This is a genomic window from Rhodanobacter sp. UC4451_H18, assembly GCF_052978225.1.
Map to the genome: position 1 here is coordinate 3,351,005 of NZ_CM129663.1, position 25,437 is coordinate 3,376,441.

The following is a 25,437-nucleotide window of genomic DNA, read 5'->3' on the forward strand; positions in this document are numbered from 1 at the left end:
CTCACTCCTGAAGGAAGTCCCCATGGATCGTTCGCTTTACGTAGCCATGACCGGCGCCACGCAGATGATGCGGGCGCAGTCCGAGGTGGCACACAACCTGGCCAACGCCGACACGGTGGGCTTCAAGGCGCAGTTGTCGGCGTTCCAGCCGCTGACCGTGCAGGGCCCAGGCATGGCCACGCGCATCAACGGCGTGGCGCACGGGCTGGGCGTGGATCTGCGCCCGGGCAGCCAGATGGAAACCGGACGCGAACTGGACGTGGCGGTGCAGGGCACCGGCTGGATCGCGGTGCAGGGCGCCGACGGCAGCGAGGGCTACACCCGCGCCGGCGAACTGCGACTGACACCGGACGGCCTGCTCACCGACGCGCGCGGCAACCTGGTACTGGGTGAAGGTGGCCCGATCAGCGTGCCGCAGAGCAGCCAGATGAGCATCGGCGCGGATGGCACCGTGTCGGTGGTGCCGATGGGCCAGTCGCCGGAAACCATCGCTGCGGTGGGCCGGATCAAGCTGGTCAACCCGCCCGCCGACGAGCTGTCGCTGGGCAGCGATGGCCTGATGCACCTCGCCGACGGCGCCACCGCGCAGGCCGATCCGGCGGTGGGGCTGAAATCCGGCGTGCTGGAGTCGAGCAACGTCGACCCGTCGCAGACGCTGGTGCAGATGATCCAGCTCTCGCGCCAGTACGAGCTGCAGATCCGCTCGATCAAGAGTGCCGACGAGAACGCGCAGTCGGCTTCGCGCCTGCTGCAGATGACCTGACCGGCCTGATCCAGGTCAGCCTCATTCAAACAGACATCCAGACGTCCAGACGGAGTCCAACGACATGTTTTCATCCCTGTGGGTAGCCAAGACCGGCCTCGATGCGCAGCAGACGCGCATGGACGTCATCTCGAACAACCTCGCCAACGCCAACACCACCGGTTACAAGAGCGCGCGCGCCGCGTTCCAGGACCTGGTCTACCAGAACCTGCGCCAGCCCGGCGGCCAGACCACCGAGCAGACGCAGTCGCCCTCGGGCCTGATGCTGGGCACCGGCGTGCGCGTGGTGGGCAGCGAGAAACTGTTCACCCAGGGCAACATCGAGCAGACCGGCAACTCGCTGGACGTGGCCGTGCAGGGCCGCGGTTTCCTGCAGGTGACGATGCCGGACGGCACCATCGCCTACACCCGCGACGGCTCGCTGCACATGGACCAGAACGGCCAGATCGTCACCGCCAACGGCTACGCGCTGGATCCGGCGCTGAGCGTGCCGGCGAACGCGCAGAGCATCACCATCGGCAGCGACGGCACGGTCAGCGTGAGCCTGCCCGGCCAGGCCGCCACCCAGCAGATCGGCACCGTGCAGCTGGCCGATTTCATCAACCCCGCCGGCCTGCAGCCGAACGGCGACAACCTTTATCTCGAGACCGCCTCCAGCGGCTCGCCGCAGATCGGCCAGCCCGGCCTCAACGGCCTGGGCACGCTGGAGCAGGGCGCGCTGGAAAGCTCCAACGTCAACGTGGTGGAGCAGATGGTCAACATGATCGAGACCCAGCGCACCTACGAGATGAACTCCAAGGCAGTGTCGGCGGCCGATTCGATGCTGCAGTTCCTGACCAACAAGACCTGAGGCGCAACGTGATGCCTGCCTGCCGTTTCCCCCTTGCCCTGTGCGTGCTGGCCCTGCTGGCCGGCTGCGCCAGCGGCCCCGCCGCGCGCGACGACGCGCAGTGGGCGCCGACCTCGCCGCCCGCCCCGCAGATGGCTGCGACGCCCGCCGACGGCTCGATCTACCACGACCAGCAGAACATGGAGCTGTTCGCCGATCCGCGCGCGCATCGCGTGGGCGACATCCTCACCGTCGCGCTGGTGGAGAGCACCCAGGCCAGCAAGAAGGCCACCACCACCACCAGCAAGACCGACAAGGCCAAGCTCGCCTCGCCCACCGTGCTCGGGCATGCGCTGGCGATCGGCGGCAAGGTCGCCGACATCGGCCTGGACGGCGAGCGCAGCTTCGACGGCGCCGGCTCGAGCAGCCAGAGCAACCAGCTCACCGGGCAGATCACCGTCACCGTGGCGCAGCGCCTGTCCAACGGCAACCTGATCGTGCGCGGCGAGAAGTGGCTGACCATCAACCAGGGCCAGGAGCTGGTGCGCATCGCCGGCATAGTGCGTCCGCAGGACATCGGCCAGGACAACGTGGTGCCGTCCACCCGCGTCGCCGACGCACGGATCAGCTACACCGGTCGCGGCACCCTCGCCGACGCGAACACGCGCGGCTGGCTGTCGCGCTTCTTCAATTCCAAGTGGATGCCCTTTTGAATGAACGCCCATTTGTCCATTGGCTTGACGGGTGCGCGGAGGCACGAGGGTGCGAACCCGCACGGCACCTTTGCCCCTTCTCCCCCTCGGGGAGAAGGTTGGGATGAGGGGCGGATTGTCGCGAGCAAATCCACGCACGTACGCAACGCCTTTGCTTTCATGTGTCGCCTCGCCCACCTCTTTCGCAAGCGTGTCCCCTCACCCCAACCCTCCTCCACCCGCAAGGGAGAGGGAGCCAGTGTTCGGTTCGTGTCTGGCATCGCGCTGTGCCTGCTGCTCATCGCCCCCGCCCACGCCGACAAGATCCGCGACCTGGTGCAGGTCGCCGGCGTGCGCAGCAACCAGCTGATCGGCTACGGCCTGGTCGTGGGCCTGGATGGCTCGGGCGACCAGACCACGCAGGCGCCGTTCACCACGCAGAGCCTGGAGAACATGCTGCAGCAGTTCGGCATCACGGTGCCGGCCAATGCGCGGCCGCAGTTGAAGAACGCCGCGGCGGTGATGGTGACGGCCGACCTGCCGCCGTTCGCCAAGCCGGGCCAGACCATCGACGTCACCGTCGCCTCGATCGGCAACGCCAAGAGCATCCGCGGCGGCCAGTTGCTGATGGCGCCGTTGCGCGGCGCCGACGGCAACGTCTACGCGGTGGCGCAGGGCAGCGTGGTGGTCGGCGGCATCAGCGCGCAGGGCAAGAGCGGCTCCAGCGTGCAGGTGAACATTTCCGCCAGCGGACGCATTCCCAACGGCGCCTCGGTGGAACGCGTGGTGGCCTCCTCGTTCGCCGGCGGCGGCGACCTGATGCTCAACCTCAACACGGCGGATTTCACCACCGCCACGCGCATCGCCACCGCGATCAACCACGCGTATGGCGCCGGCACCGCGCAGCCGGTGGACGGCGGCACCGTATCGGTGCGGGGCCCGCAGGACCCGGCGCAGAAGGTGGCCTGGCTGGGCGCGATCCAGAATCTCGACGTGCAGCCGGGCGATGCGCCGGCGCGGATCATCGTCAACTCGCGCACCGGCACCGTGGTCATCGGCTCGGACGTGCGCGTCACCGCCGCGGCGGTGGCGCACGGCGCGATCCAGGTGACCATCGGCGAACAGCCGCAGGTCAGCCAGCCGGCGCCCTTCAGCCAGGGCCAGACGGCGATCGTGCCGTCCAGCAGCGTGCAGGTCAGCGAGGAAGGCGCGCACATGTTCAAGTTCGGCCCGGGCGTGAGCCTGGACGCCATCGTGCGCGCGGTGAACCAGGTCGGCGCCACGCCCAGCGACCTGATCTCGATCCTGCAGGCGCTGAAGCAGGCCGGCGCGCTGCATGCCGACCTGGTGGTGATCTGAGCGAGGTGATGCCATGACGCCGCTGAATCCCGCTTCCCCCGCGCTGGACACCTGGACCGAACTGTCCGGCTTCCAGCAACTGCGTGCGCAGGCGCGCAGCGACGGCGGCAAGAGCGCGCTGCCGGCGGTGGCGAAGCAGTTCGAGGCGATCTTCACCCAGATGATGCTCAAGTCCATGCGCGAGGCGAACGCCGGCATGGGCAGCGACCTCGCCGGCAGCGAGCAGGTCGACTCCTATCGCCAGTTGTTCGACCAGCAGCTCTCGCTGAGCCTGGCCAACGGCAAGAACGGCCTGGGCATCGCGAAGATGCTGGTGCGCCAGCTTGGCGGCAAGGGCGAGGCGGCTGCGGCCGCGGCGCCCCGGCAGCCTTTTGCGGTGCCGGTCGCCGATGTGCGCAACGCGCACGTGCGCGCGTTGCTGCAGCTGGGCAACGAGCCCGTTGCCGGCGACGACGCAGCCAGCGCGATCGGCATGCCGTCGACCGCCGACAACGACTCACCGTGGCAGCACGTGGTCGACCGCATGACCCGCGGCGCGATGGACGTGGCCGACACCGCCGCCCACTGGCTTCCCGGCGGCGACCCGGTGAACTTCGTGCGCGCCCTGGCGCCGCATGCCGCCGAGGCGGCGAAGAAGCTGGGCGTTTCCGTGCGCGCGCTGCTGGCGCAGGCCGCGCTGGAAACCGGCTGGGGCAAGCACCTGCCCAAGGGCAGCGACGGCAGCAGCAGTTTCAACCTGTTCGGCATCAAGGCCGGCAGCAGCTGGGATGGCGACAAGGTCAGCGTGCCCACGCTGGAGTACGAGAACGGCGTGGCGGTGCGCCGGCGCGACGCGTTCCGCGCCTACGATTCGCCGGCCGATTCGTTCGCCGACTACGCGCAGTTGATTGCCGACAGCCCGCGTTACCAGCAGGCGCTGGGGCAGGGCGAGAACATCGCCGCGTTCGCGCGCGGGTTGGTGCATGGCGGGTATGCGACGGACCCTGCATACGTGGCCAAGATCACGGCGATCGCCAACAGCGCGCAGATGCGCGAGGCGCTGGCGGCGCTGCAGCAGCCGGAGGCATTCAAGTGATCCCTCCTCCGGCCGTTAACGTTTCCACGCACCGCGCGATCCGGGCGGTGTGCCATGCGTCGAGGATGTTCCATGGCTGACATGCTTTCGACCGGCGTGTCCGGGCTGCTCGCCTCGCAGATCGGGCTCAGCACGGTCAGCCACAACGTGGCCAACGTGAACACCGACGGCTACAGCCGCCAGGTGGTGTCGTTCGGCGCGCGCCTGCCCGAGGGCCAGGCGGGCTACTACGTCGGCACCGGCGTCAATACGGTGGCGGTGCAGCGTGCCTACAGCGAATTCCTCAACGCCTCGCTGTGGTCGGCCAGCTCGGGCCAGGGTCGTGCCAGCACGATGGCGGGCCTGACCGCCCAACTCAACAACCAGCTGGCCGGCAGCAGCAACTTGCAGACGTCGCTGGACGGTTTCTACGGCGCGGTGCAGGACATGGCCAATGCGCCGTCGGATGCCGCCTCGCGCCAGGTGTTGCTGGCCCGTGCCGGCGGCCTGGCGACCACGTTCCGTGCGTTGTCGGGGCAGTTCAGCCAGCTGTCCGGGCAGATCCAGCAGCAGATCGGCGACACCGTCGACGCGATCAATGTCGACACGCAGTCGATCGCCAAGCTCAACGAGAAGATCCGCTCGTTCTCCTCCACCGAAGGCATGCCGCCGGCCGACCTGCTCGACCAGCGCGATGCGTTGGTCAAGAAACTGGCCGGCGAGGTGGGCATCAGCGTGGTGCCGCAGAACGACAACACCATCAGCGTGTTCGCCGGCAACGGCCAGGCACTGGTCACCGGCACCGAGGCGCATGCGCTGGGTACGGCCGCCAACGTCTACGACGCCACCCGCGTGGAAGTGGTGGGCGCCGGCAGCGGCAACGTGATCAGCGGGCGCATCGGCGGCGGTGCGCTGGGCGCGCTGCTGGATTTCCGCAGCAATGTGCTGGACCCGGCGCAGATCCAGCTCGGCCGCGCGGCGCAGGCGATGGCCAGCGCGTTCAACGCGCAGCATGCGCAGGGCGTGGATCTGCACGGCGACGTCGGCGGCCAGTTCTTCGCCGCCGCCGGGCCGACGGTGCAGGGCGCCTCGACCAACACCGGCAGCGGCACGGTCGCCGCCAGCATCACCGACATCGGGGCCCTGCCCGCCAAGGAATACGTGCTGAGTTTCGACGGCACGGCCTGGAGCATGCGCGATACCAGCGGCAATGCCGTGGCGCTCGGCGGCAGCGGCACCAGTGCGGACCCGTTCACCGCCGCGGGCCTCAGCCTGGTGGTCGGTGGCGGCGCCAGCGCGGGTGACAGCTTCCGCGTGCAGCCCAGCCGCGATGCCGCGGCCAGCTTCGCCGTGACCGTCGATCAGCCCGACCGGATCGCCGCCGCCGCGCCGTTCGTGGTCGCCGCCGGCGCCGGCAACGCCGGCTCCGCCACGGCACGCGCCAGCATCGCCGACGGCAGCGACCCGGCGCTGTTCAACGCCTCCTCGATCGTGTTCAGCTCGGCCACCAGCTACAGCATCGACGGCGGCCCGGCGCAGACCTTCACCGCCGGCCAGCCGATCATGCACAACGGCTGGAGCATGCAGCTCGATGGCGCGCCGCAGGCCGGCGACAGCTTCAGCCTCAAGGCCAACAGCAACGCGCAGGGCGACAACGCCAACGCGCTGATGCTGGGCAAGGTCGCCAATCTCGGCGTGCTCGACGGCGGCGTCACCAGCACCGGTCGCGCCTACAGCCAGCTGGTCGGTCAGGTCGGCAGCGCCGGCGCGCTGGCCAAGGACGAGCTGACCACGCAGACCGCGGTCTACAACCAGGCGATGGGCGCGCAGCAGAGCGTCTCCGGCGTGAACCTGGACGAGGAGGCCGCCAACCTGGTGCGTTACCAGCAGGCGTACCAGGCCTCGGCCCAGGTCATCAGCACGGCCAACAGCATTTTCAACGCGCTGCTCGGCGCGGTGCGGAGTTAACCATGCGCGTCTCCACCAGCTGGATCCAGCAGCAGTCCGTCGGCAGCATGATGAACCGGCAGAGCGACCTGTCCGATCTCAACACGCAGCTCAGCACCGGCAAGCGGATCAACCAGCCGTCCGACGATCCGGTCGGCGCGGCGCGCGCGCTGGACATGTCGCACCTGATCGCCGACTCGGCGCAGTACCAGCGCAACATCACCTCGGCCAACGCGCGGCTGGGCCTGGAAGACCAGACCCTGTCCAACACCGGCAACGTGCTGCAGCGCGTGCGCACCTTGCTGCTGCAGGCGGCCAACGGCAGCCAGACCGACGGCAGCCGCGGCGACATCGCCGCCGAGCTGTCGCAGCTGCGCGCGCAGATGCTGGGCCAGGCCAACAGCACCGACGGCCAGGGCGAATACATCTTTGCCGGCAATCGCACCGGTACGCAGCCGTTCGTCTCCGGCGATTCGGTCAGCTACCTGGGCGACGCCGGCCAGCGCATGGTCGCCGCCGGTCCCGGCCTGCAGGTCGCCACCGGCGATGCGGGCAGTGCGGTGTTCATGGACATCCCCACCGGCAACGGCACCTTCGCGGTGAGCGCCGCGGCGACCAACACCGGCTCGATGGTGGCCGGCGCCAGCAGCGTCAGCGATCCGTCGGCCAGTCCGTCGGCATGGGACGGTGGCGCGTACAGCATCGTGTTCACCGCGGCCGACGCGTACGAAGTGCGCGATGCCGGCGGCGCCGTGCTCGACAGCGGCAGCTACGATCCGGCCAAGGGCGGCAGCGTCACCTTCCGCGGCGCGCAGGTCGCGTTCAGCGGTGAGCCCGCGGTCGGCGACAGCTTCGCCATCGGTGCCTCCGGCAAGCAGGACGTATTCACCACGCTGGACAACATCATCAAGACGCTGCGCACGCCCAACGGCGGCGACGCGCACATGCAGAACGCGCTCAATACCGAGTTCGCCAATCTCGACCAGGCGCTCGACTCCATCACGCGCACGCGCGGCCTGGTCGGCGCGCGCATGAACGCGCTGGATCAGCAGGGCGCGCTCAATGACGACCTCACCTTGCAGTACAAGACGTCGCTGTCGGACGTGCAGGATCTGAACTACTACGACGCGATCAGCCAGCTCGGTGCGCAGACCACGGCGCTGCAGGCCGCGCAGCAGACGTTCACCAAGATCCAGGGTTCAAAACTTTTCGATTATTTGCGTTGACAAGGCTCAAGTTTTGGTATGGCGAGTCGAAACAGTACACAAGGCGGATGCATTCAATGGTGAATCCCCGCCGGATTGTCTGAGCCGGCCACTGTCGGCATACCAACTCGATTCGGAGAATTCCCATGGTCATGAGCGTCAACACCAACATCAGCTCGCTGAATGCCCAGAAAAATCTGGCTGCCTCGCAGAGCAAACTCGCCACCGCGATCGAGCGCCTGTCCTCGGGCATGCGCATCAACAGCGCGAAGGACGATGCCGCCGGCCTCGCCATCTCGACCCGCTTCACCACCCAGATCAACGGCCTGAACCAGGCTGTCAGCAATGCCAACGACGGCATCTCGCTGGCGCAGACCACCGAGTCGGCGCTGAACGAGGTGACCAACAACATGCAGCGCATCCGCACGCTGGCCGTGCAGTCCGCCAACGCCACCAACTCCGACTCCGACCGCGCCGCGCTCGACGCCGAAGTGCAGCAGCGCCTGGCCGAGATCACCCGTATCTCGCAGCAGACCACCTTCAACGGCCGCCACGTGCTGGACGGCAGCTTCGGTTCGGCCGCGTTCCAGATCGGTGCCAACGTCGGCGAGACCATTTCGGTCAACCTGAGCCAGGGCGCGGGTGCGTCGCAGGTGGGCAAGATCGCCTCGGCCACGAGCGCCACGGGCGTGTTCGTCGCGACGGCGGCTGCCGGTGCCACTGCCGGATCGGTCAGTGCCTCGGGTGTTGCCGACTGGACCACGGGCACGATCGCCTTCACGATCGGTTCCGATTCGGTCAGTGTCACCGCAAGCACCGACCAGACCACCACGCTGAACGCGATCCAGGCCGCTCTGGACGGTGGCAGCAACAAGTACACGGTCGCCGCCGACGGCGCGAACGGGTTCAAGTTGACGGCCAAGACCGCCGGCGCCGATCCGATGACCGTCACTGGCGCCAGCGGTGCCACCTTTGCGGCTCCCACCGCAGGTACCGACGCCGTGGCCGTTGGTGACGCGACCCCGCTGACCCTGGCTGCCAACGAATTCACGCTGCAGGCCGGTTCGGGTTCGGCGGTGAGCATCGAAGGCACGTTCAACGACGCCGCTTCGCTGGCGGCCGCGATCAACGCCAAGGGCATCGCCGGTGTTTCGGCCTACGCCGATGCCACGACGGGTGTCCTGCACCTGGCCTCGCAGGAAGCGCTCACGGTCGGCGGCGCCAAGGGTACCGGCGTCCTCGGGTTCAGCGCCACGAACGCCATTGGCGGCGACCTGGCCAGTGCCAACGTGAAGTCGGTGGCCGGTGCCAACGACACCATCAGCCGCATCGACTCGGCGCTGGGCACCATCAGCTCCATGCGCAGCGACCTGGGCGCGGTGCAGAACCGCTTCACCTCCACCATCGCCAACCTGCAGACCATTTCGCAGAACCTGAGCGCGTCGCGCAGCCAGATCCAGGATGCCGACTTCGCCGCGGAGACCGCGAACATGTCCAGCGCCAACATCCTGCAGCAGGCCGGCGTCTCGGTGCTGGCGCAGGCCAACGCCACCACGCAGAGCGTGTTGAAGCTCCTGCAGTAACTGCTTGACCCGGAACGGCCGCGGACAGCCCGCGGCCGTTTCCCTCATTACAGGAATCGACGTCCATGGCTATCACGGTAGGTTCGACCACACCCACCACGGGTTTGCTTACCTCCATGGGCGTGGGTTCCGGCCTGGATGTCGCCACGTTGGTGGACAAGCTGGTGGCCGCCAAGAAGGCGCCGCAGCAGAACCAGATCACCAACCAGGCCGCCCTGGCCAACACCCAGTTGTCCGGCCTGGGCCAGGTCGGCGCCGCGCTCTCCGCGCTGCAATCGGCCATGGCCTCGATCACCGACGGCAGCGCCTTCAACGCGCGCACGGTGAACTCCGCCGACACCGACGTCCTCGGGGCCACGGCCTCCGGCTCCCCGGTCAGCGGTAGCTACAAGATCGACGTCACCCAGCTGGCCACCGCACTCAAGGCCTCCTCCGGCGCGTTCGCCGACAGCAGCGCCAAGGTGGGCACCGGCACGCTCACCCTCGCGGTGGATGGCCAGTCGATGAGCCTGGACCTCACCGACAGCAACAACTCGCTGGCCCAGGTTCGCGACGCCATCAACAAGGCCAGCGACAACCCCGGCATCAGCGCCACCATCGTCACCGGCACCGACGGCGCGCACCTGGTGCTCAGCGGTACCCGCACCGGCGCGGCCAACGGTTTCGTGGTGAGCAGCAGCGGCGGCGACGGCGGCCTGGCCGCACTCGACTACGACGCGGCCGCCGGCAGCGGCAACGCGCTGACCGTCATCACCGCCGCACAGGATGCCCAGTACAGCATCGACGGCGTAGCCGGCCACGGCGCCGGCAACAGCGTCAGCGGCGCCATCGACGGCCTGACCCTCAGCCTGGTCGCTTCGGGCCAGACCACGCTGACCGTGGCCAACGACCCCAGCAAGGGCAGCAGCGCGCTGAGCAACCTGGTCAATACCTACAACAGTTTCGTGGGGATCTACCAGAACCTCACCAAGTACGACGCTACCAGTGGCACGGCCGGCGCCATGATCGGCGACGCCACCATCAACGGCATCAACAGCACGCTCTCGCGGCTGGTGGGCGGCGTGGCCAACGGCACCTCGCTGGCCGCGCTGGGCATCTCGCTGCAGGTGGACGGCACGCTGAAGCTGGACAACGGCAAGCTGACCCAGGCGATGAGCGACGGCGGCAAGCTCGCCAGCCAGCTGTTCGGCGGCGATACCGGCCTGGCCGCACAGTTGAACGGCCAGCTCGACCAGTGGGTCGGTCCGAACGGCACGCTGGCCGGCCGCACCAGCAGCATCAGCCAGCAGCTGAGCGCGTTGAAGGACCAGCAAGCCACGCTGGACAGCCGCATGGCCGACCTCACCGCGCGCTACCAGGCGCAGTTCACCGCGCTGGACACGCTGATGAGCAAGCTCAACAGCACCAGCAGCTACCTGCAGCAGCAGTTCGACGCGTTGAACAACATCAACAAGAAGTAAGGGCAGGAGACGATCATGGGATTCGGTTACGGCGCAGGCGCCTACCAACAGGTTCGTTCGCACGGCGGCGTGGAGTCGGCCGACAAGCACGGCCTGATCACGTTGTTGATGGATGGCGCACTGGAGCGCCTGGTCAAGGCCCGCGCGCACATGATGCGCGGCGAGACGGGGCCCAAGGGCGAAACCATCAGCCGCTGCATCGAGATCCTCGGTGGCTTGCGCGATGCGCTCGACCGCAAGGCCGACCCGACCCTGGTCGACCGCCTCGATTCGCTCTACGAATACATGAGCCGGCGCCTGCTGCAGGCCAACCTGCGCGACGACGCCGGCATCATCGACGAGGTCAGCCGGCTGTTGCAGCAGGTGCGCGACAGCTGGGTGCAGATCGGCCCGTCGCCGGCAACCGCCCCCGTCGGTCGCGTGGCAGGCGCCTGAACCATGTCGCCGTCAACTTTCGAGGACAACTCGGCGTTGACCAGCGCGTTGGTGATTACCCGCGCGATGCTCGCCGCTGCGCGCGCGGAAGATTGGCAGCAACTGCTGCAGCTGGAAGAAGCGCGCGCCCCGCTGGTGCATCGCCAGCACCACCCCGACGCGGCCACCCACGCCCAGCTCGGCCAGATCCTCGCCTGCGATCGCCAACTGCAGGCCCTGCTGGTGACGGCACGCGATGCGCTCGCCCACCAGTGGCAGCGCGAGCGTGACCGGGCCCAGGCCATCGCGGCCTACGCGCAGGCCTGAATCGCCCGGCGATGTCATCATGCACGGCAGATGGCCCGCGCCATGCAGGCCTTGCCGCCAAGGCCGACAGCCGATATCCGGGAGCCGCACGATGAACAACGCCAGCTGGAACGAGTTCGAGCAGCGGGTCAGCGTCGAGGAACTGCTGCACGTGGCGATCGAGCCGCTGGCCTGGCCGATGCCGCAGGCGCTGGCGCTGGCGCTGGCCGAGCGCAACGGCAATGCGCTGGCGGCGATCGCGGCGCTGGAAGAACGCCGTGTCGAGACGCCCGACGACGACAATCCGCTGGTGCAGGAAATGCGCCGCATGGATGCCAAGCTCACCGCGCTGGTGGACATCGTCAACCGCCTGCTGGTGCCGCCCGGCACGCTGCCGGTACAGCGCCTGGTGCGCTTCAACGCACGTGGCGCGGTGCTCGCTGCGGACGTCGCGTTGCCGGGCGACGCAGTGCTGCTGGGCCTGCGTTTCGAGCATTGCCGCAGCCTTCCGCTGGAGTTGCCGGCGTTGCGCGAAAAGCAATTCGACGATGGTCGAACCTTCGTCGCTTTCACCTCGCTGAGCGACGCGCAAAGTGACGCAATTGAGCGCCTCGTTTTTCGTCATCACCGACGCAAAGTGGCAGAAGCGCGCCAGCTTCCCGGTTGAGTTCGCCGACCCCCGCCGCCGCGGGCGCGGATGCGCCGTCGGCGTCGCGAGACCCAGTTCACACTATTGAGAACTCGCGTGCAGGAAAACCCTCACGCGCCGTCAGCGTTTTCGCGCCCCGCCGAGCTCCGCCGACCCCGCACGATCGCAGACGAATGCCGGCACAAACGTGCGGCATCAAACGTTTACATGCGACAGCTCGAACCGGCTCTGGAAATTTTCACGGAGCGGGTGGCCGATCTGCGTCATTTTGTCGGCGCCCTGTGCGCCAGAAACTGGCCTCCTTGTTGCAACCGGTCCATCAGCCCGGCGACGACTTGCCGACGGTGACAAAAAATGGCCATGCCGGAAGTTGGGTACGCCAACGATGCAAGACGGAGAGTAGAGATGCAGCAATTCGATTTCCTGGTGATTGAATCCGATGCGGCGCGAGTCAATGCCGTGATGTCGGCGCTCCACTTCCTGGGCTACCACCCCCAGCACGGCGCGCAGTGCACCGACACCAGCGAGTCCACCCCTGACTGGCGCGCGGTCTACGTCGGCGGCATCGACGACGCGGCCGAAGCCGAGCGGCAGTTCGCGCTGCTCGGCGCCAGCGCCGCGCACATTCCGGTGTTGCTGGCCGAGGATTCGCCCTGGGCGCAGCGGCTGGGCGCGGCGAAATCCCCGTTCGCCGGCCGCACCGCCACGCTGGCTTTCCCGCTCAGCTACGAGAAGCTCACCGAGGCGCTGCGCAATGTCTATGCGCGTCTGCTCGGCGGGCGTTCCGGCGGGCTGCGCTTCGTCGGCGACTCCGCGCCGATGGTGCGGGTCAACGGGCTGATCCGCCAGGTGGCGCCGTTCGACTCCAACGTGCTGGTGCTGGGCGAATCGGGCACCGGCAAGGAGATGGTCGCCCGCGCGATCCATGAGCATTCCCCGCGCCGCGGCAAGCCGTTCGTGGCGATCAATTGCGGCGCGATCCCGCCCGAGCTGCTGGAAAGCGAGCTGTTCGGCCACGAGAAGGGCGCCTTCACCGGCGCGATCAGTGCGCGCAAGGGCCGCTTCGAGATGGCCGAGGGCGGCACCCTGTTCCTCGACGAGATCGGCGACATGAGCCTGCCGATGCAGGTGAAGTTGCTGCGCGTGCTGCAGGAGCGCGCCTACGAGCGCGTCGGCGGCAACAAGACGCTGCACTGCGACGTGCGGATCATCGCCGCCACCCATCGCAACCTGGAGCAGGCGATCGCCGAGGATCGTTTCCGCGAGGATCTCTATTACCGCCTCAGCGTGTTTCCGCTGGAGCTGCCCTCCCTGCGCGAGCGGCTGGACGACCTGACCACCCTGATCGCCGAGTTCAACCTGCGCGGCGCGCGCCGGGGCCTGGGCGTGGTGCGCTTCAGCACCGGCGCGATGCAGTCGCTGCGTGCCTACGCCTGGCCGGGCAACGTGCGCGAGCTGTCCAACCTGGTCGAGCGCATGGCGATCCTGTTCCCGCACGGCGAAGTGCGCAGCAGCGACCTGCCGGCGAAATACCGCGGCGCCCCGCTGGCCGGCGACGAACACGGCGCCACGGCGCTGGCGATGATGAGCGAAGAGCACGCGATCGCCGGCATTGCGCTGCAACCGGCCAGCGAATCCGAACGTCTGCTGCCGGAAGAAGGCCTCGACCTGAAGGATCACCTGGCCGACATCGAAGTCGGCCTGATCCGCCAGGCACTGGACGCCACTGGCGGCGTCGTCGCCCACGCCGCCCGCCTGCTTCACATGCAACGCACCACCCTGGTCGAAAAACTGCGCAAGTACGGGCTGCAGAGCAGCCTGGCCGCCTAGGGCGGCCGGGAATCGCGAATGGGGAACGGGGAATCGCAAGTGCAAAGGCCGCTGCGTTCCGCTTTGTCGACTCCCCATTGTCCATTCCCGATTCCCGGCACCAACTGGCACGCCTCCTGCAACCACCCCCAAGAAACCCGCCACGCGTCGGGAATACGTCATGAGGACGCACCGCGATGAGCACGATCGACGTCAACAACCTGCTTTCACAGATGCGCCAGATGACGGCGCAGGTGCGCGCGCCGGCGGCAGTGGCCAAGGCCGTGCCGGTGGCGGGGCAGCCGGACTTTTCGTCGGTGTTGAAGGAGTCGGTGTCAGCGGTGGGGCGCAGCCAGATGGAGGCCGGTCGCATGGCCGCCAGTTTCGAGCGCGGCGATCCGGGCGCGGACCTGGGCCGCACCATGATCGCGGTGCAGAAGGCCGATCTCTCGCTGCGCACGATGGTCGAGGTGCGCAACAAGATGGTCGACGCGTACAAGGAAATCATGAACATGCCGGTCTGATCCCGGCGCCTCGCTGACCCCGCTTACCCCACACGAGCAACACCATGGCCGACAACGCCATCGCAGCCCGCGACAACGACGCGGCGCGACCGGACCCCTTCAAGCAGATCGCCCGCAGCCCGGCCGCGCGCCAGATGCTGCTGCTGGTGGCGATCGCTGCGGCGGTGGCGCTGGGCGTGGCGGTGGTGCTGTGGTCGCGCGGGCCGAACTACGGCCTGCTGTATGCCGGGCTCGACCAGAAGGACGCCGCCGCGGTGGCGCAGGAGCTGCAGGCGGGCAACACGCCGTTCCAGTTGAGTGCGGACGGCTCCTCGATCATGGCACCGGCCGCCGACCTGGCCGGCCTGCGCCTGAAGCTGGCCAGCAAGGGCCTGCCGCGCGGCAGCGCCACCAGCAGCGTGATGCCGGCGTCCGATTCGCCGTTCGGCATGAGCGACCTGGCCGAACGCACCCGCTACCAGCAGATGCTGGAGAGCGATCTCAGCGCCACCATCGGCGGCCTGCAGTCGGTGCGCGCCGCGCGCGTGCACCTGGCGATGGCCAAGCCGTCGGCGTTCATCCGCGACAACCGCGAAGCCAGCGCCTCGGTGCTGGTCACGCTCTATCCCGGCCGCCAGCTCGATGCCGGCCAGGTCGCCGCGATCGTGCACCTGGTCGCCTCCAGCGTGCCCGGGCTCGACGCGCGGGAGGTGTCGGTGGTCGATCAGCAGGGCCAGTTGCTGACCACCGATCCGAGCAGCCCGGCCGCCGTCGGCGACGATCGCCTGCGCATGGCCACGCGCATCGAGAACACCTACGCGCAGCGCATCGAGGAGCTGCTCACCCCGCTGGTCGGCCCCGGCCGCGTGCGCGCGCAGGTGTATGCGGATCTCGATTTCAGCCAGTCGGAAAAGGCCACCGAAACCTACGGCCACGATCACCCGGCGCTGCGCAGCGAGCAGACCAGCAGCGAGCGGCGCGGCGGCGGTGCCGCGGGCGGCGGCATCCCCGGCGCACTGAGCAACCAGCCGCCCAGCCTGGTGGCGCAGCCCACCGCGGCCAACCCCGATGCCGGCAAGGCGAACCCGTCCGCCGCCGCATCCAGCGCCACGGTGGCCAGCGGCGACGTGTCCAGCAGCGCCACGCGCAACTTCGAACTCGATCGCACCATCAGCCACATCAGCGACCCGGCGGGGCGACTGGCCCGGCTCACCGTGGCCGTGGTGCTGGACAACAAGCTCGCCGACAAGGGGCCGGCCACCGCCGGCAGCGCCGCCGGTGCGGCTCCCGCCGGCGTGCCGTTCACCGCGCAGGAGCTGGAGCGGCTGACCGAACTGACCAAGAACGCGGTGGGCTTCGACGCCGCGCGCGGCGACAGCGTGAGCGTGGTGAACCAGCCGTTCCAGCGCCCGGTGGCGCCCGAGGCGCTGCCCGAGCCGCCGCTGTGGGAGCGCCCCGGCGCGATGGATCTGATCAAGCAGGGCATCGGCGTGCTGATCGCCTTGCTGGTGGCGTTCGGCCTGCTGCGCCCGCTGCTGCGCGGCGTGACGCGCGGCACGTCCAATGCCAAGGCGCTGCCCGCGCCGAGGCCGCAGATTTCGGTACGCGTGGCCGATGAGCCGGAGGCCGATGGCCAACCGGCGCGGCTTGCCGGTGCCACGCCCGCGCTCGAGTACGAACAACGCATCGGCCAGGCTCGCCGCCTGGTCGGCGAAAACTCCAGGCAAGTGGCGCAGGTCGTGAGGAACTGGGTAAGCGAAGATGGCAACTAACCAACATGACGCGCCGATCACCGGTGCCCAGCGTGCGGCGATCCTGCTGCTGACCCTGGGCGAGCAGGACGCCGCCGAGGTGCTCAAGCACCTCAGCGCCCGCGACGTGCAGACCATCGGCACCGCGATGGCCGCGCTGACCAGTGTCAGCCGCGAACACGTGACCAAGGCGCTGGACAAGCTAGACGAGGACATCGGGCGGCAGACCTCGCTCGGCGTGGGCACCGAGGAATACATCCGCAAGATCCTGGTCAACGCGCTGGGCGAGACCAAGGCCGGCGGCCTGATCGACCGCATCCTGCTCGGGCGTTCCAGCAAGGGCCTGGAATCGCTCAAGTGGATGGAAAGCCGCGCCATCGCCGAGATGATCAACCAGGAGCACCCGCAGATCATCGCGCTGGTGCTGGCGCACCTGGAACCGGACCAGGCCGCCGAGGTGATCGGCTACCTGCCGCCGCGCGTGCGTTCCGACGCGGTGATGCGCATCGCCACGCTCGACGGCGTGCAGCCGCATGCGCTGAACGAGCTGGACGAAATCATGGAGCGCCAGTTCTCCGGCGGCTCCAAGAAACTCAAGTCCGCCAGCGTCGGCGGGCTGAAGGCTGCCGCCGACATCCTCAACGCGATGGAAGGCAGCCGCGAGGCCGAGCTGATGTCGGCCATCCGCAGCCAGGACGAAACGCTGGGCGAGAAGATCGAAGACCTGATGTTCGTGTTCGAGGATCTGGTGGAGCTGGACGACCGCGGCATGCAGGTGCTGCTGCGCGAAGTGCCCTCGGCCACCCTGGTCACCGCGCTGAAGGGCGCCGAGCCGGAGATCCGCGAAAAAATCTTCGCCAACATGTCCAAGCGCGCCGCCGACATGATGCGTGACGACCTCGAAGTGAAGGGCCCGGTGCGCCTGAGCGAAGTCGACGCGGCGCAGAAGGAAGTGCTCGGCATCGCCCGCAAGCTGTCCGACGCCGGCCAGCTCAGCCTCGCCGGCGGCGGGGATGAGTTCGTCTGATGGTCGCCGTGTTCCACCACGCGGCACAGGACTTCCGGCGCTGGGAACTGCCCGAGGTCGGCAACGATCACCCGCATCGCCGTGCGACCGATCCACCGGCCCCGCAACCGACCGTGCGCGAGCTGGAGGCGCTGCACCAGCAGGCGCGGGCGGAAGGTTTCACCAGCGGCCACGCCGAAGGGCTGGCTGCCGGCCAGCAACAGGTGCGCGAGCAGCTGGCCCGACTCGCCGCGCTGTGCGACGCCGTCGCCCGTCCGCTGCAGTCGCTCGACGAACAGGTCGAGAAGGAACTGGCGCGGCTGGCCACGGTGATCGCGCGCCGGGTCATCGTGCGCGAATTGAAACTCTCCCCCGAGCTGATCGTGCAAGCCGTGCGCCAGGCCGCGACCGCGCTGCCCGCCGCCGCCCGCGAGCTGCGCGTGCACGTGCACCCGGACGACCTGGCCCTGCTGCATGACCTCGGCGCGGTCGAAAGCCACTGGCAACTGCTCGCCGATCCCGCCCTGGCGCGCGGCGACTGCCGCCTGGAAAGCGAGCGCTCGCGGCTGGATGCGCGGGTGGATGCCCGCCTGGCCGCGGTGGTCGATGCCGTGCTCGGCGACGACGCCGGTGACGAGGTTGTTGCAGCAGGGGAGGGCGATGCATGAGTCCTGTCTCCCGTCGCCGCCCCCCGCACCCCGCCGGAAACTCCCTTTCGTCGTTCCAGCGAAAGCTGGAACCCAGCGTCTCTGAAGCACCGGAAAGGCGCTGGGTCCCGGCTTTCGCCGGGATGACGGCAGGATCACCGACGCCATCCGATGGCGACAACCCCCTCTCACTTCCCACCACTCACTCCTCACTCCTCGTTCCCGTCCATGACGCCTGAATCCGCCATCGCCGCACGCCGCCAGACGTGGCAGCAGAAGCTGGCACGGCGGCGCAGTCTCGCCGAGACCGCGCGCACGCTGGTGGTCGAGGGCAGCCTGCGCCGGGTGGTCGGCCTCACCCTGGAGGCCGAGGGTTGCGAGGCCGCGCTCGGCGCGCGTTGCCTGGTCGACACCGCCGACGGCGCCACGCTGGATACCGAGGTGGTCGGCTTTGCCGACGAGCGCCTGCTGCTGATGCCGGTGGGCGACATGCACGGCGTGCTGCCGAATGCGCGGGTACGCCCGTGCGCGCGCAGCGGCGGCCTGCCGGTGGGCGCGGGCCTGCTCGGCCGCGTGATCGGCGCCGACGGCGTGCCGCTGGACGGGCACGGTCCGCTGGAATCGGACGAGCAGGCCGCGCTCAAGGCCGAGCCGATCAACCCGATGGCGCGCAAGCCGATCGACACCCCGCTGGACACCGGCGTGCGCGCGATCAATGCGCTGCTTACCGTCGGCCGTGGCCAGCGCCTGGGCCTGTTCGCCGGCTCCGGCGTGGGCAAGTCCACCCTGCTGGGCATGATGACCAAATACACCAACGCCGACGTGGTGGTGGTGGGGCTGATCGGCGAACGCGGCCGCGAAGTGAAGGAGTTCGTCGAACACACACTGGGCGAGGAGGGCCGCCGCCGCGCGGTGATCGTCGCCGCGCCGGCCGACGCGCCGCCGCTCAAGCGCCTGCGCGGCGCGCAGTACGCCACCGCGATCGCCGAGTGGTTCCGCGACCGCGGCCAGCGCGTGCTGCTGCTGATGGATTCGCTCACCCGCTACGCCCAGGCGCAGCGCGAGATCGCGCTGGCGATCGGCGAGCCACCGGCGACCAAGGGTTATCCGCCGTCGGTGTTCGCGATGATGCCGGCGCTGGTCGAGCGTGCCGGCAACGATGCCGACGGCAAGGGTTCGATCACCGCGTTCTACACCGTGCTCACCGAGGGCGACGACTATCGCCACGACCCGATCGCCGATGCGGCGCGCGCGATCCTGGACGGCCATATCGTGCTCTCGCGCGACCTCGCCGAAGCCGGCCATTACCCGGCCATCGACATCGAGGCCTCGATCAGTCGCGTGATGCCGGCGGTCGCCACGCGCGAGCACATGCGCAGCGCGCAGCGCTTCCGCCAGGTCTATTCCGCCTATCGCCAGCAACGCGACCTGATCGCGGTGGGCGCCTACCAGAAGGGCTCCGACCCGCAGGTGGACCAGGCCATCGAGATGTGGCCGCAACTGCGTGCGTTCCTGCAGCAGGAAGTGGACGAACCGATCACCCTCGACCAGGCCATCGAACGCCTGGCCGCGCTGGCCGAACAGGTGCATGAATGAGTTCCCGCGCCGAACGATTGCAGCCGGCCGTGGACCAGGCCCGCCAGCGCAGCGAGGATGCGCTGGCCCGTTTCGCCGCGCAGCAGCAGCAGCTGGCGCGCGCCGAACACCAGCTGAGCGAACTGCATCGCTATCGCGACGAATACGCCAACGGCGGCGACGCCGCCTCCAGCGTCAGCGCCATGCTCAACCGGCAGGCTTTCGTGCAGCGCATCGACCAGGCGATCACCCAGCAGGTGGCCGAGGTCGCCCGCCAGCAGCGCCAGCTGGAGCTGGTGCGCGCGGACTGGACCCACAGCCACGCCCGCGAGAGCGCGCTGGACAGCGTGGTCGCCCATCACGTCGAGAACGAGCGCCGCGCCGAGGAACGCCGCGAGCAGGCCGAGCTCGACGAACGTTTCCAGCACCGGCGGCCGTGATGCGTCGCGATCGCCGATCCCGCCTCGGCCACGTGCCTGCGTCTCCGCGCGGCCGTGTTGTCCCGCCAGGAGCCTTCATGCCATGACTGCCACCCACGTCGGATCGTTGTCCGCTTCCACGGTCGCCGCGAAGACGGCCGCGAACACGGGTACGCCGGAGTCGCCGGGCACGCCACCGTTCCACCAGCGCCTGCAGGACGCGCGCGGGCAGGGCGGTTCCCCCGCCCGCGATGCGCACGATGCGCGCCCGCAGCGCGGCCCGGACCCGGGGCGCGACCGTCGCGACGATCCCTCGCCGAAGGGGCCGGACGCGCAGCTGTCGTCCGCCGCCGCTCGCCTGGATACATCGCGCGACGCTGTCACGCCGCCGCCGGCTGCCGACGCCACCGCTCCCACGCTGCCGGTCGCGGCGCCGCCGCCACCGCCACCGCCCAAGGCGATTGCCGACGTGGCCACCGTCGAACCCGCCGGTGGCAAGGACGACGACACCGATACGGGCGCCGCTGCCCTGGTCGAAGCGATGCTCGCCTTGATCGCTCCCGCGCCAGTCCATCCCGCCGCACCTGCCGGCAGCGTCGCGGCCGGCATCGTCGACGCCACGGCGGCACGGCTGGCCGCCGCACAGACCGGGCTTGCCGCGCTCGGCCAGGCCGGAGCAAACGCCGCGCCCGCCACGCCTGCCGTCGACCCCGCCGTCATGGCCGCGACCACCACCGTCCCTGCCGCCGAACTGCTGAAGCTCGACCCGGACGCCACCCGCGAAACGGTGCGACTCGAGGCCGGCCCCGGCGCGGCGCCCGTCATCACCCACACCGCGGCGACAGTGGCGCCGACTGCCGCGCCGGTGCCGGTGGCCCCTGCACACGCCTTCGCGCAGGAGCTGGGCCAGCAGCTGGCCTGGTTCGTCGGCCATGACGTCAAGCAGGCGCGCATCCGCCTGCATCCGGAAGAGCTGGGTTCGCTCGACCTGAAGATCAGCGTGCAGCACAACCGTGTCGACGTGGTGTTGCAGGCCCAGCATCCCGGCGCCGTCACCGCCGTGCAGCAGGCTCTGCCCCAGCTCGACCAGATGCTCGCTCGCCACGGCTTGTCGCTCGGCCACGCCGACGTGGGCCAGCACGATCGCGGCGGCCAGGCCGGCCATCGCGGACAGGGCGACGAGATCGCCGCCATCGACGAAGTCACCGGCCCCGGCCAGACCGTCCCGCTGACCCAGCTCGGGCTCGTCGACGCCTTCGCCTGAACCCCGATCCGCGAACAGGCGTGCTGCCTGGAGCGGGCACTGCCCGCCGCTTCCTCGTCCCGGCGCGAAGAAGAGCCGGCGGGCGGCACCCGGCCTGTGGGGAATGGCGTCTTGCAGGAACGTCATTCGCCCGCCGCGGGCGCGCTGTCGGGATGGCGCCGCGCCACCGCTCCGGCACGCGTCAAGAAAGCGCCGCCCACGCCTGAAACCAACGCAAATGCATGAATAAAAACATGTATTTGTGATGGCACGCGGATTGCTTTCCATCTCGCAAGCCGGCGACGGCAGCCCCGATCCCCACACGAGATTCTCCATGAGCGACGACGAAGCACCCGAGGTAGTGGAAGACGAAGAGCTGGTACCGAGCCGGCGTTCGCCCTTGCTGATCGGAATCGTGGCGGTGCTGCTCGTCGCGCTGGCCGGCGGCGGCTACTACTGGCAATCGCATCGCGCCGGGTCGGACAAGCAGGCGAAGGCGGAGGCGAACAAGCCGGAGATTTTCCTGGCGATGGACCCGGCGTTCGTGGTCACCCTGCGCGATGGCGATGCGCTGCGTTACCTGCAGGTGGGCGTGACCCTGATGGCGCACGACCAGCAGGCCATCACGGTGGCCAAGGACGTCGACCCGATCCTGCGTGACGGGCTGGTTTCGCTGTTCAGCAGCCAGAAGTTCGAGACGGTCAGCGAGACCGCCGGCCGCGAGAAGCTGCAGGCCGACGCGCTGGCCGAGGTGCGCAAGGTGGTCGGCAAGCGGCTCGGCCGGCCGGGCATCGACGCGCTGTATTTCACCAGCTTCGTGATCCAGTAGGCGGGAGCCACGGCCATGAGCGACCTGCTTTCCCAGGACGAAATCGATGCGCTGATGGATGGCGTCACCGGCGGCACGGTGGCCACCGGCAGCGACGAACCGCTGCCGCCGGATGCGGTGATCAGCTACGACTTTACCCAGCAGGACCGCATCGTGCGCGGCCGCCTGCCCACGCTGGAGATGGTCAACGACCGCTTCGCGCGGTTCTTCCGCACCGCGCTGTTCGGCGTGCTGCGCAAGACCTGCGAGGTCTCGGTGCTGGGCGTGAAGATGGTGAAGTTCGCCGAGTACGTGCACGGCCTGGCGCTGCCCAGCAACTTGAACATGGTGCGCATCAAGCCGCTGCGCGGCAACGCGCTGGTGGTGTTCGAGCCGCGCCTGGTGTTCACCGTGATCGACAATTTCTTCGGCGGCGACGGCCGCTTCCACGCGCGCATCGAGGGCCGCGACTTCACTGCGACCGAGAATCGCGTGATCCAGATCATGCTCGCCGAACTGTTCGGTGCGATGGCCGAGGCGTGGGCGCCGGTGCTGGCGCTCAACTTCGAGTACCTCAACTCGGAGATCAACCCGCAGTTCGCCAACATCGTCAGTCCCACCGAGACGGTGGTGGTGTCGCGCTTCCACGTCGAACTGGACGGCGGCGGCGGCGAAGTCCACCTGACCATGCCCTACGCGATGGTCGAACCGATCCGCACCCTGCTCGACGCCGGCGTGCAGAGCGACCGCATGGATGGCGACGATCGCTTCGCCGAGATGCTGCGCGAGGAAGTGCTCGACGCCGAGGTCGACGTGAGCTCGCTGCTGCTGGAGGCGCAGCTGAGCCTGGGCCAGTTCCTGCACTTGCGCCCCGGCGACGTGATCCCCGTGCAGCTGCCCGAGCTGACCACCGTGTATGCCGAGGACGTGCCGGTTTTCCGCGGCCGCTACGGCCAGTCCAACGGCCGCAACGCCGTGCGTTTCCATGTCCCGGCCGGTCGTCGCGAGCGACAGGCAGCCACCGATCCCTCCACCCGGAAGAACCTCTCATGAACCAGTCTGCAGATGCCTTCGCCGATGCCGGCGAGCGCGTTCAATTCGATGCCCTGCACGGGGCTGCGGCCGATGGCGGCGACGTCAACCTCGACATGATCCTCGACGTGCCGGTGACCCTGGCGATGGAAGTCGGCCGCACCCGCATCAGCATCCGCAACCTGCTGCAGCTCAACCAGGGCTCGGTGGTGGAACTGGACCGCGCCGCGGGCGAACCGCTGGACGTGTTCGTCAACGGCACCCTGGTGGCGCACGGCGAGGTGGTGGTGATCAACGAGAAGTTCGGCATCCGCCTGACCGACGTGATCAGCCCCGCCGAGCGCGTGCGCAAGTTGCGGTGACAGCGCCGTGAATTCGCCCTTCGACAGGCTCAGGACAGTGAAACCGGATCGCGCAGGCAGGATGCCGGAGCGAACATCGGCGCAGCCGATGGCCCGCAGGGCGAGCCGCCGATGCGGCGAGTCAATCGGGAATCGGATTGTCGCGGCCCTGGCGCCGGCAGCGTTGCCCGCCGCCGACATCAACGTGGGCGGCGAACTGTTGCGGGTGATCGTCAGCCTGGTGGCGATCATCGCGATGATTCTCGTCGCCGGTTGGGTCACGCGTCGGTTGCAGCGTCGGCCGGGCGGCGGCGGGCGGCGCATCCGCTGCGTGGAATCGTTCGCCGTGGGCGCGCGCGAGCGCCTGCTGCTGCTGGACGCGGACGGCAAGCGGCTGTTGATCGGCACCGGCCCCGGTGGCATGCGCACCCTGCATGTCTACGACAGCGAGGCGCCGCGCGACATCGTTCCGGCGGCATCGAACGAGCCGCTCAAACCCGTGTTCGGCGATCTGCTGGCGCGACTGAAGGTGCGCTCGTGAGCGCGCGGCACTGGATCATCGGCGGCGCGCTGCTGCTGTTGCCGCTGGCCACCCTGGCGGCCACGCCGGGCATTCCGCTGGTGAACGTGCAACCGGCCGCCGACGGCAGCCAGAGCTGGACGCTGTCGCTGCAGATGCTGGCGCTGATGACGGCGCTGACGCTGCTGCCGGCGATCGCGCTGATGATGACCTCGTTCACCCGCATCATCATCGTGCTCGGCTTCCTGCGCCAGGCGCTTGGCACGCAGTCCACGCCGCCCAACCAGGTGCTGCTGGGGCTGGCGCTGTTCCTCACCCTGTTCGTGATGTCGCCCGTGCTCACCCGCGCCTACGACGACGGCATCAAGCCCTACATGGACGGCCAGATCACCGCCGAGCAGGCACTGCCGGCGGCCTCCGCACCGTTCAAGCATTTCATGCTCGAGCAGACCCGCGACGCCGACCTGCAGCTGTTCACCCGCCTGGCCAAGGAGAAGCCCTATGCCAGCAAGGCCGACGTGCCGTTCAAGGTGGCGATGCCGGCGTTCCTCACCAGCGAGCTGAAGACCGCGTTCCAGATGGGCTTCCTGCTGTTCATCCCGTTCCTCATCATCGACCTGGTGGTGGCCAGCGTGCTGATGTCGATGGGCATGATGATGGTCTCTCCGATGATCATCTCGCTGCCATTCAAGATCATGCTGTTCGTGCTGGTGGACGGGTGGACGTTGTTGCTGGGCACGCTGGCGGGGAGTTTTTTCACGTGAGCGTGCACGCGACCACGCTCTTTTGCTCCCTCGCTCGAGGCCATGTAGGAGCGCACCCTGTGCGCGATGCTCTTGCTCTTGGCGCGGGTGCAATCAAGGTCAAGAGCGGTCGATCGCCTACGGCGACCGAGTCACTTTCTCTTTGCGTGGCCAAAGAGAAAGTAACCAAAGAGAAAGGCCACCCCGCTTTCGCGCCTTGTGGGCATCCTGCCCACAAGGTTCGCGGGCGGCTTACGGGGTTTGTCGACAGGGCATCCTGCCCTGACGCCAAACTGGCCGGCATCCTTGCCGGCCACCCTGCGGGCTTTCCTTCATCCGCCCGCCGCTGCAGAGGGGCCCCGGGTAGAGCAGCGGGCCGTCGTGGCCCGCACTCCGTGATAAAGCTGAAAAGCAAGAGCCAGAGCCAGAGCAGAGTGCCGGTTCGCCACGGCTTTGATTTTGATCTGGCCGTTCTGAATAGTGCGGGCCACGATGGCCCGCTGCTCTGCCGGGGCCCCTGTGCGGCGGTGAGTCGGGGTCGACAGGCCGCGCAGCGGGCATCGGCAGGGATGCCGATGCCTTTTCGCCCGGACAGGAGTCCGGTCGAAAAGCCCGGCCCCGGCTCACGGACTTGCCGCCCATGGATGGGCGGCAAGCGCCAAGCGGGGTGGCCTTCTCTTTTGGTTACTTTTCTCTTGGCCACGCAAGAGAAAAGTGACTCGGTCGCCGAAGGCGATCGACCGCTCTTCGCTCCGAATGTGCCGCGAGCAAGAGCATCG

At 68.7% G+C, this 25,437-nt stretch carries 25 protein-coding genes; all 25 read left to right on the top strand.

All coding sequences use genetic code 11. The features are described 5' to 3' along the window. Positions 1-22 precede the first annotated feature (22 nt). The 25 genes from flgF to fliP all read left to right on the top strand — a co-directional run bounded on the left by flgF (position 23) and on the right by fliP (position 24,679). Positions 23-763 carry a flagellar basal-body rod protein FlgF gene (gene flgF / locus ACVCMG_RS14955; RefSeq protein WP_447114470.1) on the top strand — a complete coding sequence of 247 codons (741 nt, stop codon included), beginning with the start codon at positions 23-25 and terminating at the stop codon, positions 761-763. A gap of 64 nt (positions 764-827) precedes the next feature. Continuing rightward, the gene (gene flgG, locus ACVCMG_RS14960; RefSeq protein WP_447114471.1) at positions 828-1,613 is read left to right on the top strand and encodes a flagellar basal-body rod protein FlgG; all 786 of its coding nucleotides are present in this window, start codon (positions 828-830) and stop codon (positions 1,611-1,613) included. Between the two features lie 11 nt (positions 1,614-1,624). After that, positions 1,625-2,305, top strand: coding sequence for a flagellar basal body L-ring protein FlgH (gene flgH / locus ACVCMG_RS14965; RefSeq protein ID WP_447114472.1), 681 nt, complete (start codon positions 1,625-1,627; stop codon positions 2,303-2,305). A 249-nt stretch (positions 2,306-2,554) separates the two neighbouring features. Then, positions 2,555-3,643: a flagellar basal body P-ring protein FlgI gene (locus ACVCMG_RS14970; RefSeq protein WP_447114473.1), complete on the top strand. Its 1,089-nt coding sequence runs from the start codon at positions 2,555-2,557 to the stop codon at positions 3,641-3,643. Positions 3,644-3,656: 13 nt separating this feature from the next. Continuing rightward, a complete protein-coding gene (gene flgJ, locus ACVCMG_RS14975; protein ID WP_395119829.1) occupies positions 3,657-4,718 on the top strand; it encodes a flagellar assembly peptidoglycan hydrolase FlgJ in 1,062 nt (353 codons plus the stop codon). Between the two features lie 72 nt (positions 4,719-4,790). Next, the gene (gene flgK / locus ACVCMG_RS14980) at positions 4,791-6,665 is read left to right on the top strand and encodes a flagellar hook-associated protein FlgK (protein ID WP_447114474.1); all 1,875 of its coding nucleotides are present in this window, start codon (positions 4,791-4,793) and stop codon (positions 6,663-6,665) included. Positions 6,666-6,667: 2 nt separating this feature from the next. After that, the gene (gene flgL, locus ACVCMG_RS14985) at positions 6,668-7,870 is read left to right on the top strand and encodes a flagellar hook-associated protein FlgL (protein ID WP_447106539.1); all 1,203 of its coding nucleotides are present in this window, start codon (positions 6,668-6,670) and stop codon (positions 7,868-7,870) included. 131 nt (positions 7,871-8,001) lie between these two features. Next, complete coding sequence (locus ACVCMG_RS14990; protein WP_447114475.1) at positions 8,002-9,432, top strand: flagellin N-terminal helical domain-containing protein; 1,431 nt, start codon at positions 8,002-8,004, stop codon at positions 9,430-9,432. Positions 9,433-9,497: 65 nt separating this feature from the next. Continuing rightward, a complete protein-coding gene (gene fliD / locus ACVCMG_RS14995; protein ID WP_447106537.1) occupies positions 9,498-10,892 on the top strand; it encodes a flagellar filament capping protein FliD in 1,395 nt (464 codons plus the stop codon). A gap of 15 nt (positions 10,893-10,907) precedes the next feature. Further along, entirely contained in the window at positions 10,908-11,327 is a 420-nt protein-coding gene (gene fliS, locus ACVCMG_RS15000; RefSeq protein ID WP_395119824.1) for a flagellar export chaperone FliS, read from the top strand. A 3-nt stretch (positions 11,328-11,330) separates the two neighbouring features. Then, a complete protein-coding gene (locus ACVCMG_RS15005; protein WP_395119823.1) occupies positions 11,331-11,633 on the top strand; it encodes a flagellar protein FliT in 303 nt (100 codons plus the stop codon). A 91-nt stretch (positions 11,634-11,724) separates the two neighbouring features. Beyond that, entirely contained in the window at positions 11,725-12,279 is a 555-nt protein-coding gene (locus ACVCMG_RS15010; protein WP_447099880.1) for a PilZ domain-containing protein, read from the top strand. A gap of 387 nt (positions 12,280-12,666) precedes the next feature. After that, positions 12,667-14,091: a sigma-54 dependent transcriptional regulator gene (locus ACVCMG_RS15015; protein ID WP_447114476.1), complete on the top strand. Its 1,425-nt coding sequence runs from the start codon at positions 12,667-12,669 to the stop codon at positions 14,089-14,091. A 176-nt stretch (positions 14,092-14,267) separates the two neighbouring features. After that, positions 14,268-14,594 carry a flagellar hook-basal body complex protein FliE gene (gene fliE, locus ACVCMG_RS15020; protein ID WP_447099882.1) on the top strand — a complete coding sequence of 109 codons (327 nt, stop codon included), beginning with the start codon at positions 14,268-14,270 and terminating at the stop codon, positions 14,592-14,594. A 44-nt stretch (positions 14,595-14,638) separates the two neighbouring features. Beyond that, positions 14,639-16,345, top strand: coding sequence for a flagellar basal-body MS-ring/collar protein FliF (gene fliF / locus ACVCMG_RS15025; protein ID WP_395119819.1), 1,707 nt, complete (start codon positions 14,639-14,641; stop codon positions 16,343-16,345). 16 nt (positions 16,346-16,361) lie between these two features. Then, positions 16,362-17,351, top strand: coding sequence for a flagellar motor switch protein FliG (gene fliG, locus ACVCMG_RS15030; protein ID WP_395121229.1), 990 nt, complete (start codon positions 16,362-16,364; stop codon positions 17,349-17,351). Next, positions 17,351-17,998: a flagellar assembly protein FliH gene (locus tag ACVCMG_RS15035; protein WP_447098334.1), complete on the top strand. Its 648-nt coding sequence runs from the start codon at positions 17,351-17,353 to the stop codon at positions 17,996-17,998. Before fliG ends, ACVCMG_RS15035 begins: the two co-directional genes overlap by 1 nt. 207 nt (positions 17,999-18,205) lie before the next feature. Further along, positions 18,206-19,573, top strand: coding sequence for a flagellar protein export ATPase FliI (fliI, locus tag ACVCMG_RS15040; RefSeq protein WP_395119817.1), 1,368 nt, complete (start codon positions 18,206-18,208; stop codon positions 19,571-19,573). Further along, positions 19,570-19,992 carry a flagellar export protein FliJ gene (fliJ, locus tag ACVCMG_RS15045; protein WP_395119816.1) on the top strand — a complete coding sequence of 141 codons (423 nt, stop codon included), beginning with the start codon at positions 19,570-19,572 and terminating at the stop codon, positions 19,990-19,992. Before fliI ends, fliJ begins: the two co-directional genes overlap by 4 nt. Before the next feature lie 82 nt (positions 19,993-20,074). Next, complete coding sequence (locus ACVCMG_RS15050; protein WP_447114477.1) at positions 20,075-21,235, top strand: flagellar hook-length control protein FliK; 1,161 nt, start codon at positions 20,075-20,077, stop codon at positions 21,233-21,235. A gap of 313 nt (positions 21,236-21,548) precedes the next feature. Next, complete coding sequence (locus tag ACVCMG_RS15055; RefSeq protein ID WP_395119814.1) at positions 21,549-22,043, top strand: flagellar basal body-associated FliL family protein; 495 nt, start codon at positions 21,549-21,551, stop codon at positions 22,041-22,043. Positions 22,044-22,058: 15 nt separating this feature from the next. Then, positions 22,059-23,075 (top strand): flagellar motor switch protein FliM, encoded by a 1,017-nt coding sequence (gene fliM / locus ACVCMG_RS15060; protein ID WP_395119813.1) that lies wholly within the window; start codon positions 22,059-22,061, stop codon positions 23,073-23,075. After that, positions 23,072-23,416, top strand: a complete 345-nt coding sequence (fliN, locus tag ACVCMG_RS15065) for a flagellar motor switch protein FliN (protein ID WP_395119812.1) — start codon at positions 23,072-23,074, stop codon at positions 23,414-23,416. Before fliM ends, fliN begins: the two co-directional genes overlap by 4 nt. 7 nt (positions 23,417-23,423) lie before the next feature. Then, positions 23,424-23,936, top strand: a complete 513-nt coding sequence (locus ACVCMG_RS15070) for a FliO/MopB family protein (protein ID WP_447106531.1) — start codon at positions 23,424-23,426, stop codon at positions 23,934-23,936. Positions 23,937-23,950: 14 nt separating this feature from the next. Then, positions 23,951-24,679 carry a flagellar type III secretion system pore protein FliP gene (gene fliP, locus ACVCMG_RS15075; RefSeq protein WP_447107147.1) on the top strand — a complete coding sequence of 243 codons (729 nt, stop codon included), beginning with the start codon at positions 23,951-23,953 and terminating at the stop codon, positions 24,677-24,679. The last annotated feature ends 758 nt before the right edge of the window (positions 24,680-25,437 follow it).